A 15,527-nucleotide genomic window follows, 5' to 3' on the forward strand; every position below is an offset into this window, starting at 1 on the left:
CGTCTCAGCGGTTCGACAACACAGGCCGCCGGATCGTGAGGCGACGCACCGGCCTCACATTCCGGGGCCCTGCCTTGTCGGTCTGGTGCGGGCGGATTCGACCGAGGGAGGTGCCGGCGCCATGACCACCGGACCCGGGCAAGGACACGGCCGGCCCGATCCGGGCCTGGACGCGCTCATGAGTGAGCGGCGCCGGCTGATCGGTCTCGCCTACCGGCTCCTCGGCTCCCTGGCCGAGGCCGAGGACGCCGTGCAGGAGACGTACACCCGCTGGTACGCCATGTCCCCGCAGCGGCAGGACGCCATCGAGTCGCCCGGCGCCTGGCTGACGACGGTCGCCGGCCGCATCTGCCTCAACATGCTCGGCTCGGCCCGTGCCCGGCGAGAGACCTACGTGGGCGACTGGATCCCCGAGCCGCTGCCCGGGCGCACGGAATGGATCAGCGGGCGGCCGGGCGGTGCGACCGCCGACCCGGCCGACCGGGTCACCCTGGACGAGTCGCTCAGCCTGGCCTTCCTGGTCGTGCTCGAATCGATGACCCCGGCCGAGCGCGTCGCCTTCATCCTGCACGACGTCTTCCGCCACCCCTTCGCCGAGGTGGCCGAGATCGTCGGCCGTACCCCGGCGGCATGCCGCCAGCTGGCCTCCTCGGCCCGCCGCCGCGTCCGCGCCTCGCAGCCTTCCGCGACTCCGGCGGCCCGGCACGCCGGCATCGTCAGAGCCTTCAAGCGGGCATGGGAGGCCAAGGACATCGAGGCCCTCATCCGCCTGCTCGACCCCGACGCCACGGCGATCGCCGACGGCGGCGGCCTCGCCGTCACCTTCCCGCGCCCCATCGAGGGCGGCGAGGAGATCGCGCGCGCCTGGATCGAGATCGCCCGGCGCAGGCCCGGCGACATGACGTTCCTGGAACGCACGGTCAACGGTCAGCCCGGCCTGGTGGCTCAGCAGGACGGCGTCATCGTGACGGTGTTCGCGTTCCAGGTCGCAGGCGACCGGATCCAGCACATCTGGGTGGTGCGCAACCCCGAGAAACTCCGCCGTTGGACGGCGGGCTGACGCGCCGGTCGCGGCATGGCCGCTTTCGTGGTGCGGAAATTGCGCATTGCGGGACAGCGGCTTTCGGGAATGTTGTCGCTGGTTTCTATAACGGCATTCGGGTTCCCGAGGCGGGGCGTTAGAAAACTCACAGAGGTGAGTAAACGGCTCCTTTTCTTCGTCGCGGACTGGGTTCATCCGGTGGTCCGCCGCTCAATACGGTTCTTCTCCCCGTCCACGCCGTAGCGAAGGGGGGAGCACGGTGACCGCCTCCGTAGCGGTGGAAGAACCGGCGTCCGCGACCGACGCGCCGGCCGGCCGGCGCGCGTCCGCGTGGGGCTGGCTCGGGCCGCTGCTCGTCGCGGGTTTCGCCGGTTTCCTGGTGTTCCATCGGCTGGGCTCCCCGCACGCCCTCGTCTGGGACGAGACGTACTACGCCAAGGACGCCTGGGCGTTCCTGCACTACGGGGTCGAGCACAACTGGCGGCGCGGACCGAGCGGCGGCCTCGCCGACTCCTCCTTCCTCGCCGGGCATCCGGTGGCGGGGCTCGCGGGCGGCGGCGAGTGGGCCGCGCACCCGCCGCTCGGGAAGTGGCTCATCGCCGCCGGAATGGCGGTCTTCGGCTCCGGCCCGTTCGGCTTCCGGTGCGCGGCCGGCGTGGCGGGCGTGCTGGCGGTTCTGCTGCTGGCCCGCATCGCCCGGCGGCTGACCGGCTCGACGGTTCTCGGCTGCGCGGCCGGGCTGCTGCTCGCGCTGGACGGCTCGTGGCTCGTGTCGAGTCGCGCGTCCATGCTCGACATCTTCCTGCTCGTGTGGGTGCTGGCCGGGTTCGGCTGCCTCGTCGCCGATCGGAACCGGACCCGCGTCGCTCTCGTCGCGCGTTCTGAGCACGGGAGGCTTGGCGGGCCGTTCGTCTGGCACGGGTGGCGCCTGGTGGCCGGGGTCTGCTTCGGCCTCGCCTGTGCCACGAAATGGTCCGGCGCCTACGTGCTCGTGTTCTTCTGGGCGCTCGCGCTGATCTGGGACGGGAACGCGCGCAAGGACGCCGGGGCCGCCCGGCCGTGGCGTGGCATGGTCGGGCTCGACCTCCTGCCGTCGCTGCTCCAGGTGTGGGTCGTCGCCGGGATCGTCTACCTGGCCAGTTGGTGGGGCTGGTTCGTCTCGGGGACGTCCCTGCAGAAGGCCCTCTTCGGCCAGAACGTCCCAGGCTTCCAGCGGCGCTGGGCCGAGGCGCATCCGAGCGGCCTGTGGCCGTCGTTCGTGGATCCGCTCCGGTCGCTGTGGCACTACCACGCGATGACGCTGGACTTCCACAACGGTGTGACGCAGGTGAATCCCGGCCGGTCGTGGCCGTGGCAGTGGCCCGTCCTCGGGCATCCGGCCGTCATGTGGCGCACTTCCGTGCCGCGGGGGAGGGACGGCTGCGGCGCCGCGACCTGCGTCAGCGAGATCTCCCACCTGGGGACGCCCGCCATCTGGTGGTTCTCCATCGTCGCGCTGCTCGGCATGGTGGTCTGGGCGTTCGCGGCGCGCAGCTGGCGGGCCGTGGCGGTCGTGGGCGGCTACCTCGCGAGCTGGCTGCCCTGGTTCCCGGCCGCGCTCGCCGGCCGGACGATGTACTCCACCTACGCGCTGCCGATGCTGCCGTTCGCGATCCTCGCGATCGTCCTGCTCTTCGACGGCGTCTCCGCCCCGTACCGGGACCGCCCGGTGCCGCGCCTGCTGCTCGGCGCCGCCGGGGCCGCCTACCTCGCGCTCGTCGCGGTGAACCTGGCCCACCTCCTGCCGATCCTCACAGGCCGGCCGGTCCCGGAGGCGGGCTGGCAGGCGCGCCTGTGGCTCCCCGGCTGGACGTGACCTCTCGCCGGCCCGCACATCCGCAGCAGTTCCAGGAGAGGTGATCGACGATGAGGACCCCGGCCCGCTGGAGACTCGGTGCCGTGACGGCCGTCGGGCTGGGCGCGCTCGTGACCGGATCGCTGCCGGGCGGCGCGGCGCGGGCGCAGGAGGCCGACGCCGCCCTGACGTACGCGTGCCGGCTGCCGTCCGGGACGTCGCGGGAGGTCGGCGTCCGGGTGCGGGGGACGTTCCCCGCGACGGGGACGGCCGGGCGGCCCGTGCGGCCCGGGCACGTCACGGTGAGCGTGACGATCCCCGAGGCCGCGGTGCCCGAGGTGAGCGCGCCGGGGGGCGCCTCCGTCGTCGGCACCGCGGAACTCGGCGTCTCCGTGCGGCAGAACGGCCAGGCCGCCCCGGCGACCTGGCCGGGGCTCGCCACGCCCGCCACCCCGGTCACGGACGGCGCCGACCTGGTACTGGCCGCGTCCGGGGACGTCCCGCCGGTCACGCCCGCAGGGACCGGAGACCTCACGTTCACCGCCGGAGACCTGGCGCTGGAGCTGAGTTCCCGCGACGCCCACGGCGGCGTCCCCGAGGACGCGAAGCCGGCGATCACCATCGGGTGCGAGCCGTCCGGGGAGCACGTCCTCGCCACGGTGCCCGTACCCGCCGGGACGGCCCCGGCGGCGCCCGCGCCGCCGAAGCCCATGCCGCCGAAGACGGGGAAGCGGGCCGCAGCCGAGGCGCCCGGCGGGACCCCGGCCGAGTGCGGGAAGTTCACCGGGCCGACCGACGACTGGTACCCCGGATGCGTCTACCTGTCCGGGTTCTCCAACGTCACCAAGCTCAAGGGCGCCGCGATCCTGAACGATCCGGAGTTCGGCCGCCCGGCCCTCACCAACCTCGTCTACTCGCTCACCGACACCGGTGCCTCCGTCCGGCAGCGGTTCGTCTCGCCCCTGCGATCGCGGTCGACGTTCCTGACCTTCGGGTTCATGCCGACGACCGCGACGATGGAGATGACGCAGCGTCCCCTGAGGCCCGGTGAGGACTACGGGACGTTCGAGGCCGTCAGCGACATGCAGACGGGCATCCAGTCCGTCAACGCCCACATGCGGATGTCGATCCGCATCTCGGACGTCTCCGTCAACGGCACACCGCTGAACGTCGGCGGGAACTGCCGCACCGCGACCGACGCCGACATCGCCCTCAAGGGCGAGATGACCAGCGTCCTGGAGGGCGGGATGCTCGACGGCTCGTTCAGCATCCCGCGCTTCACCGGCTGCGGCGTCGGCGAGGACCTCGGCCCGCTCTTCAACGGGACCGTCTCCGGCCCCGGGAACCTGCTGCGCGTCAGCCTGGGCGCCACCTGCATCCCGGACGCCGACATCAGCTGCCCGCCGGTCGTCCCCGCGCCCGCGCGCACCGCCCCACTCCCTGCGGGCTGAACGTCGAGCCCGCTGACCGAACGCCTGCTGACCGAACACGCCTGCTGACCGAACACGCCTGCTGACCGAACACGGAGGGAACGCCGTGACCACCACCCGACCGAAGGACCAGTGGCGCCGCTGGATCGCCGAGAACCTGCTGCTCGGCAACCCGCCGGAAGCGATCCGCGCGGGGCTGACGAGCAACGGGTTCACAGAGGAGGAGGCCGCCCGCGAGGTGGCCGGCGCGCTGGCGAGCCCGTACGTGCTGGGCGCGACCCGCGTCGCCAACCGGCTCCGCAAGCGCGAGTGGACGCTGACCGTCTACGGGCGGCTCGCCCGGATGCGCGCGGGCGGGGGCGAGATCGTCCGGCGGGAGCGCCTCTCCCGGGACGAGTTCTTCGAGGAGTACTACTTCCAGAACAGGCCGGTCATCATCACCGGGATGCTCAAGTCGTGGCCCGCGCTCACGAAGTGGGACTTCGACCATCTGCGGGAGACGTGCGGCGACAACGAGGTCGAGGTGCAGTTCGGGCGCGAGTCCGACGAGAACTACGAGATCAACGGGCCGAAGCACAAGCGGCTGATGCCGTTCCGCGAATACGTCGACATGGTCGAGGCGGCCGGGACGACCAACGACTTCTACATGACGGCCAACAACGCGTCCCGCAACCAGCGGGCACTGGACGTCCTGTGGGACGACGTCGACCCGATCTCCGAGTACCTCGACGGCGACGAGGCCAAGGGCCGCAGTTTCTTCTGGCTCGGCCCGCCCGGCACGAAGACGCCCTACCACCACGACCTGACCAACAACTTCATGGCGCAGGTGATGGGCCGCAAGAAGGTCCGGATGGTGCCGATGCACGACACCGCCCACGTCTACAACACGCTGCACTGCTACTCGGAGGTCGACGGGAGCGACGTCGACTACGAGAGGTTCCCCGCCATGCGCGGGGCGCAGGTGCTGGAGTGCACGCTCGCCCCCGGTGAGCTCCTGTTCATCCCGATCGGGTGGTGGCACTACGTCGAGGGCCTCGACGCCACGATCACGATGAGCTTCACCAACTTCCTCCACTACAACGACTTCGCCTCCGACTACACCACCTACCAGCACCTCTGATCGGCCCGCACCGGTAATTCGAGCACCGGATGACAAAGTGCAGAAATACTGTCGTCCGGTGATCGGATGCTGCCCTGAGAAAGTCGAGGAAATGTCGGATCATGCGCGCGGGACAACATTTTTGAAAAGCCGTTGAACGGTGAGCGTGAACGTCTTCGTTTTTGTCAGTCGATCGTGGAGACTCGCCCGATGGCGGCCGGTAATTTACCGATTCGAAACGTACGGGAAATCTGGTTCCGGACGAAAGGCAGAAAGTTGGACGACAAGCTCGGTACGCGCAAGCGGCGCACGGCCAAGGGCCTCGCGACCGCGGCCATCGGGGGCCTCGGCCTCTCCCTGCTCGGCGTCGTCGGCGTCGGCCCCGCCCTGGCGGACCCGATCCACCAGACGCTGAACTTCCACTGCGTCTTCCCGCTGATCGGCAACCAGCCGCTCACCGTCGACATCGACAGCGACTTCCCGTCGACCATCAAGGTCGGGGAGCTGTCGCCGCCGTTCCACATCAAGTCGACGGCGCACATCACCGGCGCCATCACCAACGGCCTGCGCGCGGTGAAGGCCGTCACGCTGGAGGGCACGGCCTCCGCCGACTCGGTCGTGTCGGTGCCCGAGGACCCGAACCTGCCGGTCGCGACGGACGTCGTCATCAACAAGGTCGACATCCCGCAGCAGGCCGGGGCGACCTGGGACCTGGTCGCCGAGGGCGACGCGCCGCAGCTGGTGTTCAGCCAGACCGGCGAGGGCAAGATCACCATCGTCGGGCTGACGCAGCACATCAACCCGAAGAAGGCCGACGGCAGCGAGGTCTGGGCCGGCGGCAAGGACGTCGTCTGCACCAAGGACCCGGGGCAGGACGAGCCGTTCGCCCACTTCACCATCACCGACGGCGGCACCCCCACCCCGACGCCCACCCCGACTCCGACCCCCACTCCGACGCCTACTCCGACGCCGACCCCCACCCCGACTCCGACCCCCACCCCCACGCCGACCCCCACCCCGACTCCGACCCCCACCCCCACGCCTACTCCCACCCCGACCCCCACTCCCACCCCGACCCCCACTCCCACTCCCACCCCGACTCCGACCCCCACCGGCGGTGAGCACTACGACTTCACCCTCGCCGGTGAGACGTTCGTGAAGGCGCCGAACGGCAAGGCGCCCCTGACCGGCTCCGTCGGTGCCGACCTGAACCTGGACACCGGCGCCGTCTCCGCGGACCTGAGGCTGGAGCCGACGAAGGGCAACTTCCAGATCCTCGGCTTCCTGCCGGTGACCGCCGACATCGGCCTCGTCACGCAGGGCCCGACCACCGGGCTCTACAAGGACGGCCAGCTGACGACCAACAGCAAGGTCATCACCAAGATGTCGTCGTTCAACGCGTTCGGCGCCATCCCGATCGGCGGCGGTGAGAACTGCCAGACGACCAAGCCGTCCGACATCCAGCTCCAGTCGCCCGCGGGCGAGTTCTTCGACCCGGGCGTCGGCGGCAAGATCAGCGGCCAGTACTCGCTCTCGTCGATCGACCAGTGCGGGCCGCTGACCGGCATCCTCAACCTCTTCACCGCCGGTGACGGCAACACCATCGACCTGACCCTCACGCCCAAGGCGTGACGGCGGCGGTGAGCTGACGGTCAACCAAGGCGGGCCCCCGCCGCGCCGCGAACGCGGCGCGCAGCAGGCGCGATGAAGTTCAGGCGCGGTGAGGGGCCCGTCCCGTACGAGGCGAGGTCGACAGGTGACGAAGACGAAGAGAACGGGCGCCGCCCTGGCCCTGGCCGCCGCCCTGCTGGCGTCGAGCCTCGCCGGCACGGGCACCGCCGCGGCGGGCCCGGCCACCCTCGGGCTGGACTACCACTGCACGTTCCCGCTCCTCGGGCCCCAACCGGTGCACGTGGAGCTCAGCGCGGACGTCCCCGAACGGGTCGCGATCGGCGAGGTGATGCCGGGGATCGTCGTCGACTCGGTGTCGACGGTGGGCGCCGGGTCCGCGCGGGGCCTGCGGGCGCTGTACGCGACGACCCTGGAGGGCCACGCGCTGGCCGACGCGACGCTGACCGTCCCCGAGATGCCGGACGGCCTGCCCGTCGAGGTCGACTCCGCGCTGGACAGGACGCCCATCCCCGCGTCCGGCGGCTTCACCGTGAAGGGACGCGGCACGGCGCCCGACCTGACGTTCACGCAGGCCGGGCCCGGCAAGGTCACCGTCGGGAACCTCGTCCTGACCCTGACCCCGCGGACGGACGACGGCGGCGCCTCCGGGCTCGGCACGTTCGAGTCCGAATGCACGCAGGACCCGGGGCAGGACGGCGTCCTCGCCTCCTTCCAGATCGTGGACGAGGACGGCGGCCCGGGGGCCGCGCCGTACTCCTACGCCCTCCGGGGCTCCTCCACGATCAAGGCGTCCGGCGGGACGCTCCCGCTGACCGGCGCCCTCGACACGAAGGTCGACGGCGGCGCGGTCACCGGCGCTCTCACGCTCGACCCGTCCCAGGCACGGTTCTCGATGCTCGGCTTCCTGCCCGTGACGGCCGACGTCACGTTCGCCGCCGAAGGCGGGACGACCGGGACGTACAAGGACGGCGTCCTCACGACCACCTCCAGGATGACCGCGCGCTTCCCCGCGTTCACGGTGTTCGGCTTCCTGCCGGTCGGGGGCGGCGACGCGTGCCGGACGTCCCAGCCGTCCGGCATCACGCTGACCTCCGCCGCCGGGTTCGACCCGAAGGCGGGCGGCGTCCTGACCGGCGTCTACGAGCTGCCGCCGATCGACGGCTGCGGCGCGCTCACCGGCGCGCTCGGCTCCTCCCTCGCCGGCCCCGGCAACGCGATCACCGTGACGCTCACCCCGAAGCCGAGCACCCAGAAGAAGACGAGCTAGGAGCAGGGATGCCGAACCACCACCCCCGGCGCACGGCGCTCCTCGCCCTGGCCGTCGCGCTGCTGGCCGCGCTCTGCGCCGTCCCCGCGTCCACCGCGCCCGCGTCGGCGGCCCCGGCGACCGACCCCGGCCCGGCCGGGGACGCCTTCTACACCCCGCCCTCGCCGCTGCCGGCCGGCTCCCCGGGCGACGTCATCCGGGCGCGCCCCGCGAAGGCCGGCCCTCCGGCCGCGCGCTCGCTCGCCGACGCCTGGCAGGTCATGTACCTGTCGACCAACGCGCTCGGCACACCCGTCGCCGTCACGGGGATCGTCCTCGTGCCGAAGAAGGCGGACGCGGCGAAGGCCCCGATCGTCGGGTTCGGCCCCGGCACCAGCGGCCCGGCGTTCCGCTGCGCGCCGTCCAGGTTCATCGACCAGGGCGCCTTCTACGAGCAGGCCGCGCTGAACGCGATGCTCGGCAAGGGCTACGCGGTCGCCGTCACCGACTACGAGGGCTACCACGAGAACCCGGCGACCACCTACGTGGTCGACTCCATGGGCCACTCCGTCATCGACGCGGTCCGCGCGGCGCAGCGGCTCCCCGAGTCGGGCCTCTCGAAGGACGCGCAGGTCGCGTTCCGCGGCTACTCGCAGGGCGGCGCGGCCGCGATGTGGGCGGGACAGAAGCAGCCGGCGTACGCGCCGGAGCTGAAGCTCACGGGCGTCGTCGGCGGCGGCGTGCCGTCCGACCTCGCCGCCGTGGGCCTGCCGCTGGAGGGCCGGGACCCGTTCGGCTTCCTCCTCTACTCGATGGTCGGCATGGACCACGCCTACCCCGAGCTGGACCTCGCGTCCTACCTCAACGACGCCGGCCGCGCCATGGTCGACGGCCTGGAGGGCGGCGCCTGCACCCTGGAGCTGCTGCTCGACTACAAGGGCAGGACGATCCCCGACTACTTCACCACCAGCCCGTTCGCGACCGAGGCGTGGCTGAACCGGGTGGCGGAGAACCAGCTCGGCGCCGAACCCGTGAAGGTCCCCGTCTTCCAGTACCACTCGGTCTCCGACGAGATCGTCGCGTACGGGCAGGCCAGGCAGCTCCGGGACGACTACTGCAAGCTCGGCGTCCCCGTCACGTGGAAGACCTGGGACGGCGTCGGCCACATCACCCTCGTCTACCGCGGCAACGAGGACGCGATGGCGTTCCTCGCGGACCGCTTCGCCGGGAAGCCCGCGACCTCCAACTGCTGAACCCGACCCGCTGAAGCGGTCACCACCCCCGAGAAGGAGACAACCATGGTTCGGCGATCCGTCGCCCTTGTGGCGCTGGCCGCGGCGGCCGCACTGTCCGCGGCCGGATGCGGCTCGGAGAAGAAGGACGGCCCCGAGGTCGCCTGGGCGGGCAGGGCCTGCGGCGTCCTCACCCAGAGCGCCCCGATGCAGGCGCCGAAGCTGGACAGCGCGAGCGTGCTGAAGTCCAAGGCGTCGCTCGTCCGGCTCCTCGACGGCATCTCCGACCGGATGCGGACGCTGGAGACGAACCTGTCCGGGCTCGGCGCGCCGCCCGTCGACAACGGCCAGGCCGTGTTCTCCACCACCATGAACAACCTCACCCGGACGCACTCGACCGTCTCCACCGCGTCCAAGAACCTCAAGCGCGCGAAGGTGACCGACAAGCGGTCGCTGCAACGGGCCGTCGACCAGATGGGCAAGGCGTTCGGGCAGTACAGCGGCTACCAGGGACCCGAGCAGGACCTCCGGGCGAACCCGCAGCTGGCCGCGGCGTTCGCCAAGGCGCCGGCATGCAAGAGATGACACCGCGCCACGCGACGACACCGCGCCACGAGGTGGCGCCGCATCAGGACCTGGGTGCTCCGGCGGACTTCATGCAGGCCATGAGCGCCTTCTGCGTCCGGCCGTCCTGGGGGTCGGGCCGCCAGCCGGTCGTGTCCTTCGGCACCTTGACGCCCTGCCTCCGCATGCAGGCGACGAACGCGTTCACGACCTTCGGCGGCGCGGACGTCGGCACCCCCGCCGGGGCTTTGGCCGAACCGCCCCTGGCCGAGTCGCCCGCGCCCGGGGCGTCGGAGGGAGAGTCCGTGGCCTCGGCCCGTGCCGGGGCCGACGGTCTCGGTTTCCCACCGTCGCCCCCGCACGCGGTGAGGGCCAGCGCCGGGACGAGCAGCAGAGCCGCCAGATGAAGTCGGTTCACAGGGGTCCCTCCAGCGGGATGGGGCCTCGACGATATCGGCCCACCCGAGGGGACCGGGAGAGCAGCAAGGAGGTGCGCATGCCGCCCCTGGCCACGTATCCGCTGAGCGCGCTGCGCGAGGCCGGCCGCATGTTCGCGCTCGGCGCCACCGTGTTCGGCATGGCGTTCCGGCGGCCCTTCCAGGTCCGCGAGTTCGTCGAGCAGTTCTGGTTCATCGCCAGCGTCACGATCCTGCCGACCGCGCTCGTGTCGATCCCGTTCGGCGCGGTGACGTCGCTGCAGGTCGGCTCCCTCACCCAGCAGTTCGGCGCGCAGTCGTTCACCGGCGCCGCCAGCGTCCTGGTGGTGATCCAGCAGGCCAGCCCGATGATCGTGGCGCTGCTGGTGTCGGGGGTGGCGGGCTCGACGATCTGCGCGGACATCGGCGCCCGGACGATCCGCGAAGAGCTGGACGCGATGGAGGTGCTCGGCGTCTCGCCCGTCCAGCGGCTCGTCGTCCCGCGCGTCCTCGCCTGCGTCGCCGTGGCGTTCCTGCTGAACGGCCTGGTCTCGGTCGTCGGCGTCGCGGGCGGCTACTACTTCAACGTCATGATGCAGGGCGGGACGCCCGGCGCGTACGTCGCGAGCTTCTCCGCCCTCGCCCAGCTCCCCGACCTCTACGTCGGTGAGGCGAAGGCGCTGCTGTTCGGCTTCGTCGCCGGAATCGTCGCCGCCTACCGGGGCCTGAACCCGAAGGGCGGCCCGAAGGGCGTCGGAGACGTGGTGAACCAGTCGGTCGTCATCACGTTCCTGCTCCTGTTCCTGCTCAACCTCGTGATCACCGGGATCTACCTCCAGGTCGTCCCGCCGAAGGGAGGCTGAGCATGGCCGCACTGAGAGCGGGACCGGCCGGGTGGTTCGCGTGGCTGGACCAGCCCGGCGACCAGGGCGTCTTCTACGTCCGGGCGCTGCTGTGGACGCCGCGCGCCGTCCACCGCTACCGCAAGGAGGTGCAGCGGCTGCTCTCGGAGGTCGCGTTCGGCAGCGGCGGCCTCGGAGTGATCGGCGGGACGATCGGCGTGATGGTCGCGATGACCCTCGCGACCGGCGTCGTCGTCGGCATGCAGGGCTACTCGGCCCTCCAGCAGATCGGGACCTCGGCGTTCACCGGGTTCGCCTCCGCCTACATCAACACCCGCGAGATCGCCCCGGTGGTGTCGGGCCTGGCGCTGTCGGCGACGGTCGGCGCGGGGTTCACCGCACAGCTCGGCGCCATGCGCATCAGCGACGAGGTGGACGCCCTGGAGGTCATGGGCATCCCGTCGCTGCCGTACCTGGTGACGACCCGGATCGTCGCGGGCGCCGTCGCGATCCTCCCGCTGTACGCGATCGGGCTGCTGTGCGCCTACCTGGCGTCCCGGGAGGTCACGGTCCTGGTCAACGGGCAGTCGGCGGGCACCTACGACCACTACTTCGGGCTGTTCCTGTCGCCGGTGGACGTCGTCCTGTCGTTCTTCAAGGTGCTGGTATTCAGCGTCCTGGTGATCCTGTCGCACTGCTACTACGGCTACCGCGCGGCCGGGGGACCGGCCGGGGTGGGGCGGGCCGTCGGCCGCGCGGTCCGCACGTCCATCGTCCTGATCAGCGTCAGCGACTTCTTCTTCAGCCTCGCGCTCTGGGGCACCAACACGACGGTGAAGGTGGCCGGGTGAACGCCCGCGGGACCCTGGGCCGGCGGCTCGCGGGGGTGGCGTTCCTGCTCGTGCCGGTCCTGCTGGTCTGGCTGTCGATCGCCGTCTACGGCAAGAAGTTCACGGGCGTCGCCTGGGTGACGCTGCGGACGGCGAGCGCGGGCAGCGAGATGCGCCCGCACGCCGACGTGAAGCTGCGCGGCGTCGTCGTCGGCGAGGTCCGCGAGGTCTCCTCGGACGGCGGCGTCGCCACGCTGAGGCTCGCGATCCGGCCGGACAAGGTGAGGCTGCTGCCGCGCAACGTGTCGGCGCAGCTCCTGCCGACGACGCTGTTCGGGGCGCGGTTCGTCGCGCTCGTCCCGCCCGCGCGGCCGTCCCCCGAGCGGCTCACCGCCGGCAGCGTCATCAGCCAGGACCGGTCGGCGAACGCGATCGAGCTCCAGCAGGTGATGGACCACCTGTACCCGCTGCTCACGGCCGTCCGGCCGGCGGAGCTGGCGGCGACGCTCACCGCCGTGTCCCAGGCCCTGGACGGGCGGGGCGCCGACCTCGGGCGGACGATGGTCGAGCTGGACGCCTACCTCAAGAAGATCAACCCGAGCCTGCCCGCCCTCAACCGCGACATCAGGCTGCTCGTCGAGGTGAGCCGCGACTACACCGAGGCCGCGCCCGACATCCTCCAGGCCCTCCACGACTTCGGCTACACGAGCCGGTCGCTGGTCGAGCAGAGGAACGACCTCGCGCGGCTGTACGCGTCGGTGACGGACGCCTCCCAGGACCTGGCCGACTTCCTGCACGAGAACTCCGCCAACGTCATCCGCCTCTCGGCCGCGAGCCGTCCGACGCTCGAACTGCTGAGCGAGTACTCGCCCGAGTACCCGTGCACGCTTCGGATGCTGACCGACTTCGTCCCGGTGATGGACAAGGTGCTCGGCAAGGGCACCGGCCGGCCCGGACTGCACGTGAACGTCAGGACGCTGCCGTCCAAGGGGCGCTACGTCCCGGGCAAGGACCGTCCGCGCTACACCGACAAGAGCGGCCCGCACTGCTACCCGGTGGGCGGGACCGCCGTCCCGAGGTCGGCCCCGGCGGATGCGGCCACGCCCGTCGCGGTGGCGCCGGGCGCGCTCGGCCTGCCGAACTCGCCCGAGGAGAACCGCCTCGTCAACGAGCTGCTCGCCCCCGGGCTCCAGGACGTCCCGGAGGCGCTTCCGGACTGGAGCAGCGTCCTCGTCGGGCCCGTCTACCGGGGCACGGAGGTGAGGCTGAAATGAACCGGAGGGGGCTGGCGAAGCCGCTGGTCAAGTCGCTGGTGTTCGTCGCGGTGACCGTGGTGGCGACCGCGATGCTCGCGCTCAGCATCACCCGGACCGGCGGCGGCGACACCGTCTCCTACCGGGCGCGGTTCACCGACGCGTCCGGGCTGCGCGAGGGCGACGGCGTCCGGATCGCGGGCGTCGAGGTCGGCAGGGTCGGCCGCATCGAGGTCGTGGACCGCCGCGTCGCGCTCGTGTCGTTCTCCGTCGAGCGCGGGCGCCGGCTGCCCGCCGCGTCCACCGCGACGATCAAGTATCTGAACCTGATCGGGCAGCGGTACGTCGAGCTCGGGCGCGGCGCCGGGACCGGCGGGACGCTGCGGCCCGGCGCCACCATCCCGGTCGAGCGGACGGCGCCCGCGCTGAACCTGACGCAGCTCTTCAACGGATTCCAGCCGCTGTTCCAGGCGCTGTCGCCGCGGGACGTGAACCAGCTCGCCGGGTCGATCGTGCAGGTGCTGCAGGGCGAGGGCGGGACGGTCGAGGGGCTGCTGTCCACCGTCGGGTCGCTGACGCGCGGCATCGCCGACAAGGACCAGGTCATCGGGCAGGTCGTCGACAACCTGAACGCCGTCCTCGACACGATCAACTCGCGTGGCGACGAGCTCGGCGACCTGATCGGGACGCTGCGGCGGCTCGTGTCCGGGCTGGCCGCCGACCGCGCCGCGATCGGCGAGGCGATCGGCGCGCTGGACGACCTCGCGAGCACCACCACCGGCCTGCTGCGCGACGGGCGCGAACCGCTCAGGCGCGACATCGCGCAGCTCGGGCGGTTGTCGGAGAACCTGTCGGACGACTCCCCGAAGGTCGAGTCGTTCCTGCGGCTGCTGCCGGTGAAGATGACCGCGATCGGGCGCATCGCCTCCTACGGGTCGTGGATGAACCTCTACCTCTGCGAGGCCGACCTCAGCGGCGCCACCTACCGGCAGTACCCGGGCGAGGCGCATCCGCCGCCCACCGGTGTCCCGCTCACGGCCGAAAGGTGCGGCGCATGAAGAAGAGTCGCCCGTCCGCCCGCCGGCGGCCCCGGCTGAGACCCGTCCGGGAGCGGAACCCGGTCGCGGTCGCGGTCGTGTCGCTCGTGCTGATCATCGCGCTGGGCCTGCTGGCGTTCAACGCCAGGGACCTGCCGGTGATCGGCGGCGGCACCCGCTACACGGCCGAGTTCGGCGAGGCCGCCGGGCTGCGTCCCGGCAACGAGGTCCGCGTCGCCGGGGTGAAGGTCGGCGAGGTCACGGGGGTCCGGCTGGACGGCGCGAAGGTCGCCGTCGCCTTCCGGGTGCGCGACACCTGGGTCGGGGACGCCAGCACCGCCGCCATCGCGATCAAGACGCTGCTCGGCGACAAGTTCCTCGCCGTCGACCCGCTCGGCGCCCGGCCGCAGGATCCGGGCCGCCGCATCCCCCTCGCCCGGACGACCTCCCCCTACGACGTGACGAAGGCGTTCGAGGACCTCGCCGGGACGGTCGGGCAGGTCGACTCGGCCAAGCTCGCCGCAGGCCTGGACGCGATCTCCACGACGTTCTCCGGGACGGCGCCGAGCGTGCGCGGGGCGCTGGACGGCGTCTCGGCGCTGTCGAAGACGATCTCGTCGCGGGACGCCGAGCTGGCGCGGCTGCTCGCCAACTCGCGGCAGGTCACCGGGACGATGGCGGGCCAGAGCGCGAACGTCGAGGCGCTGCTGCGGGACGGGAACCTGCTGCTCGGCGAGATCCGGCGCCGCCGCGAGGCGATCCACGCGCTGCTCACCGGCACGCAGGCGCTGTCGCGGCAGCTCGTCGGGCTCGTCGAGGACAACCAGCGGCAGCTCGGCCCGACGCTGCGCGCCCTCGGCCGCGTCACCGACCTGCTGCGCAGGAACCAGGACGACCTCGACCGGGCGCTGAGGACGGCCGGCCCCTACACGCGGCTGCTCGGCAACACGCTCGGCAACGGGCGCTGGATGGACGGCTACCTGTGCGGGCTCGTCCCGAAGGAGTACGGAGCGAAGGCTCCGGACAAAGGGTGCATGCCGCCGAAGAAGGGGGGCGGCTGATGCTGCGCC

14 protein-coding genes are annotated in these 15,527 nt (G+C 71.9%); 13 read left to right on the forward strand and 1 reads right to left on the reverse strand.

All coding sequences use genetic code 11. The annotated features are described in order from the left end of the window. The first annotated feature begins 121 nt into the window (after positions 1-121). From sigJ to BJ999_RS03470, 8 genes are all read left to right on the forward strand, one after another. The gene (gene sigJ / locus BJ999_RS03435; protein ID WP_179831915.1) at positions 122-1,060 is read left to right on the forward strand and encodes an RNA polymerase sigma factor SigJ; all 939 of its coding nucleotides are present in this window, start codon (positions 122-124) and stop codon (positions 1,058-1,060) included. A 241-nt stretch (positions 1,061-1,301) separates the two neighbouring features. Next, positions 1,302-2,897 carry a dolichyl-phosphate-mannose--protein mannosyltransferase gene (locus tag BJ999_RS03440; RefSeq protein ID WP_179831916.1) on the forward strand — a complete coding sequence of 532 codons (1,596 nt, stop codon included), beginning with the start codon at positions 1,302-1,304 and terminating at the stop codon, positions 2,895-2,897. Positions 2,898-2,947: 50 nt separating this feature from the next. Further along, on the forward strand, positions 2,948-4,327 hold the full coding sequence (locus BJ999_RS03445) for a DUF6801 domain-containing protein (RefSeq protein WP_179831917.1): 1,380 nt from the start codon (positions 2,948-2,950) through the stop codon (positions 4,325-4,327). A gap of 85 nt (positions 4,328-4,412) precedes the next feature. Further along, positions 4,413-5,426 carry a cupin-like domain-containing protein gene (locus tag BJ999_RS03450; protein ID WP_179831918.1) on the forward strand — a complete coding sequence of 338 codons (1,014 nt, stop codon included), beginning with the start codon at positions 4,413-4,415 and terminating at the stop codon, positions 5,424-5,426. A gap of 255 nt (positions 5,427-5,681) precedes the next feature. Further along, entirely contained in the window at positions 5,682-7,037 is a 1,356-nt protein-coding gene (locus BJ999_RS03455) for a DUF6801 domain-containing protein (RefSeq protein WP_179831919.1), read from the forward strand. A 124-nt stretch (positions 7,038-7,161) separates the two neighbouring features. Continuing rightward, positions 7,162-8,304 (forward strand): DUF6801 domain-containing protein, encoded by a 1,143-nt coding sequence (locus tag BJ999_RS03460; protein ID WP_179831920.1) that lies wholly within the window; start codon positions 7,162-7,164, stop codon positions 8,302-8,304. A gap of 8 nt (positions 8,305-8,312) precedes the next feature. After that, the gene (locus BJ999_RS03465) at positions 8,313-9,536 is read left to right on the forward strand and encodes a lipase family protein (RefSeq protein WP_179831921.1); all 1,224 of its coding nucleotides are present in this window, start codon (positions 8,313-8,315) and stop codon (positions 9,534-9,536) included. 45 nt (positions 9,537-9,581) lie between these two features. Beyond that, a complete protein-coding gene (locus BJ999_RS03470; protein WP_179831922.1) occupies positions 9,582-10,100 on the forward strand; it encodes a hypothetical protein in 519 nt (172 codons plus the stop codon). Positions 10,101-10,143: 43 nt separating this feature from the next. Here BJ999_RS03470 and BJ999_RS03475 read toward each other — a convergent pair whose 3' ends face one another. After that, positions 10,144-10,497, reverse strand: a complete 354-nt coding sequence (locus BJ999_RS03475; RefSeq protein ID WP_179831923.1) for a hypothetical protein — start codon at positions 10,495-10,497, stop codon at positions 10,144-10,146. Positions 10,498-10,575: 78 nt separating this feature from the next. On the opposite strand from BJ999_RS03475, the gene BJ999_RS03480 reads away from it, so the two are divergent. From BJ999_RS03480 to BJ999_RS03500, 5 genes are read left to right on the forward strand one after another with little or no spacing between them, the layout of a single operon-like run. Further along, on the forward strand, positions 10,576-11,358 hold the full coding sequence (locus BJ999_RS03480) for an MlaE family ABC transporter permease (RefSeq protein WP_179831924.1): 783 nt from the start codon (positions 10,576-10,578) through the stop codon (positions 11,356-11,358). Between the two features lie 2 nt (positions 11,359-11,360). Next, on the forward strand, positions 11,361-12,188 hold the full coding sequence (locus tag BJ999_RS03485) for an MlaE family ABC transporter permease (RefSeq protein ID WP_179831925.1): 828 nt from the start codon (positions 11,361-11,363) through the stop codon (positions 12,186-12,188). Then, entirely contained in the window at positions 12,185-13,441 is a 1,257-nt protein-coding gene (locus tag BJ999_RS03490) for an MCE family protein (RefSeq protein WP_179831926.1), read from the forward strand. The genes BJ999_RS03485 and BJ999_RS03490 overlap by 4 nt, the downstream gene beginning before the upstream one ends. Further along, positions 13,438-14,478, forward strand: coding sequence for an MCE family protein (locus BJ999_RS03495; RefSeq protein ID WP_179831927.1), 1,041 nt, complete (start codon positions 13,438-13,440; stop codon positions 14,476-14,478). The genes BJ999_RS03490 and BJ999_RS03495 overlap by 4 nt, the downstream gene beginning before the upstream one ends. Next, complete coding sequence (locus tag BJ999_RS03500) at positions 14,475-15,518, forward strand: MCE family protein (RefSeq protein ID WP_179831928.1); 1,044 nt, start codon at positions 14,475-14,477, stop codon at positions 15,516-15,518. The genes BJ999_RS03495 and BJ999_RS03500 overlap by 4 nt, the downstream gene beginning before the upstream one ends. Positions 15,519-15,527: the final 9 nt, after the last annotated feature.

It is taken from the genome of Actinomadura citrea (assembly GCF_013409045.1).
Lineage (GTDB): Bacteria > Actinomycetota > Actinomycetes > Streptosporangiales > Streptosporangiaceae > Spirillospora > Spirillospora citrea.

Bases quoted from the DNA above. Each gene is read 5' to 3' on its own strand.
- sigJ (WP_179831915.1), top strand. From the start codon at position 122: ATGACCACCGGACCCGGGCAAGGACACGGCCGGCCCGATCCGGGCCTG.
- BJ999_RS03445 (WP_179831917.1), top strand. From the start codon at position 2,948: ATGAGGACCCCGGCCCGCTGGAGACTCGGTGCCGTGACGGCCGTCGGG.
- BJ999_RS03465 (WP_179831921.1), top strand. From the start codon at position 8,313: ATGCCGAACCACCACCCCCGGCGCACGGCGCTCCTCGCCCTGGCCGTC.
- BJ999_RS03470 (WP_179831922.1), top strand. From the start codon at position 9,582: ATGGTTCGGCGATCCGTCGCCCTTGTGGCGCTGGCCGCGGCGGCCGCA.
- BJ999_RS03480 (WP_179831924.1), top strand. From the start codon at position 10,576: ATGCCGCCCCTGGCCACGTATCCGCTGAGCGCGCTGCGCGAGGCCGGC.
- BJ999_RS03485 (WP_179831925.1), top strand. From the start codon at position 11,361: ATGGCCGCACTGAGAGCGGGACCGGCCGGGTGGTTCGCGTGGCTGGAC.
- BJ999_RS03495 (WP_179831927.1), top strand. From the start codon at position 13,438: ATGAACCGGAGGGGGCTGGCGAAGCCGCTGGTCAAGTCGCTGGTGTTC.
- BJ999_RS03500 (WP_179831928.1), top strand. From the start codon at position 14,475: ATGAAGAAGAGTCGCCCGTCCGCCCGCCGGCGGCCCCGGCTGAGACCC.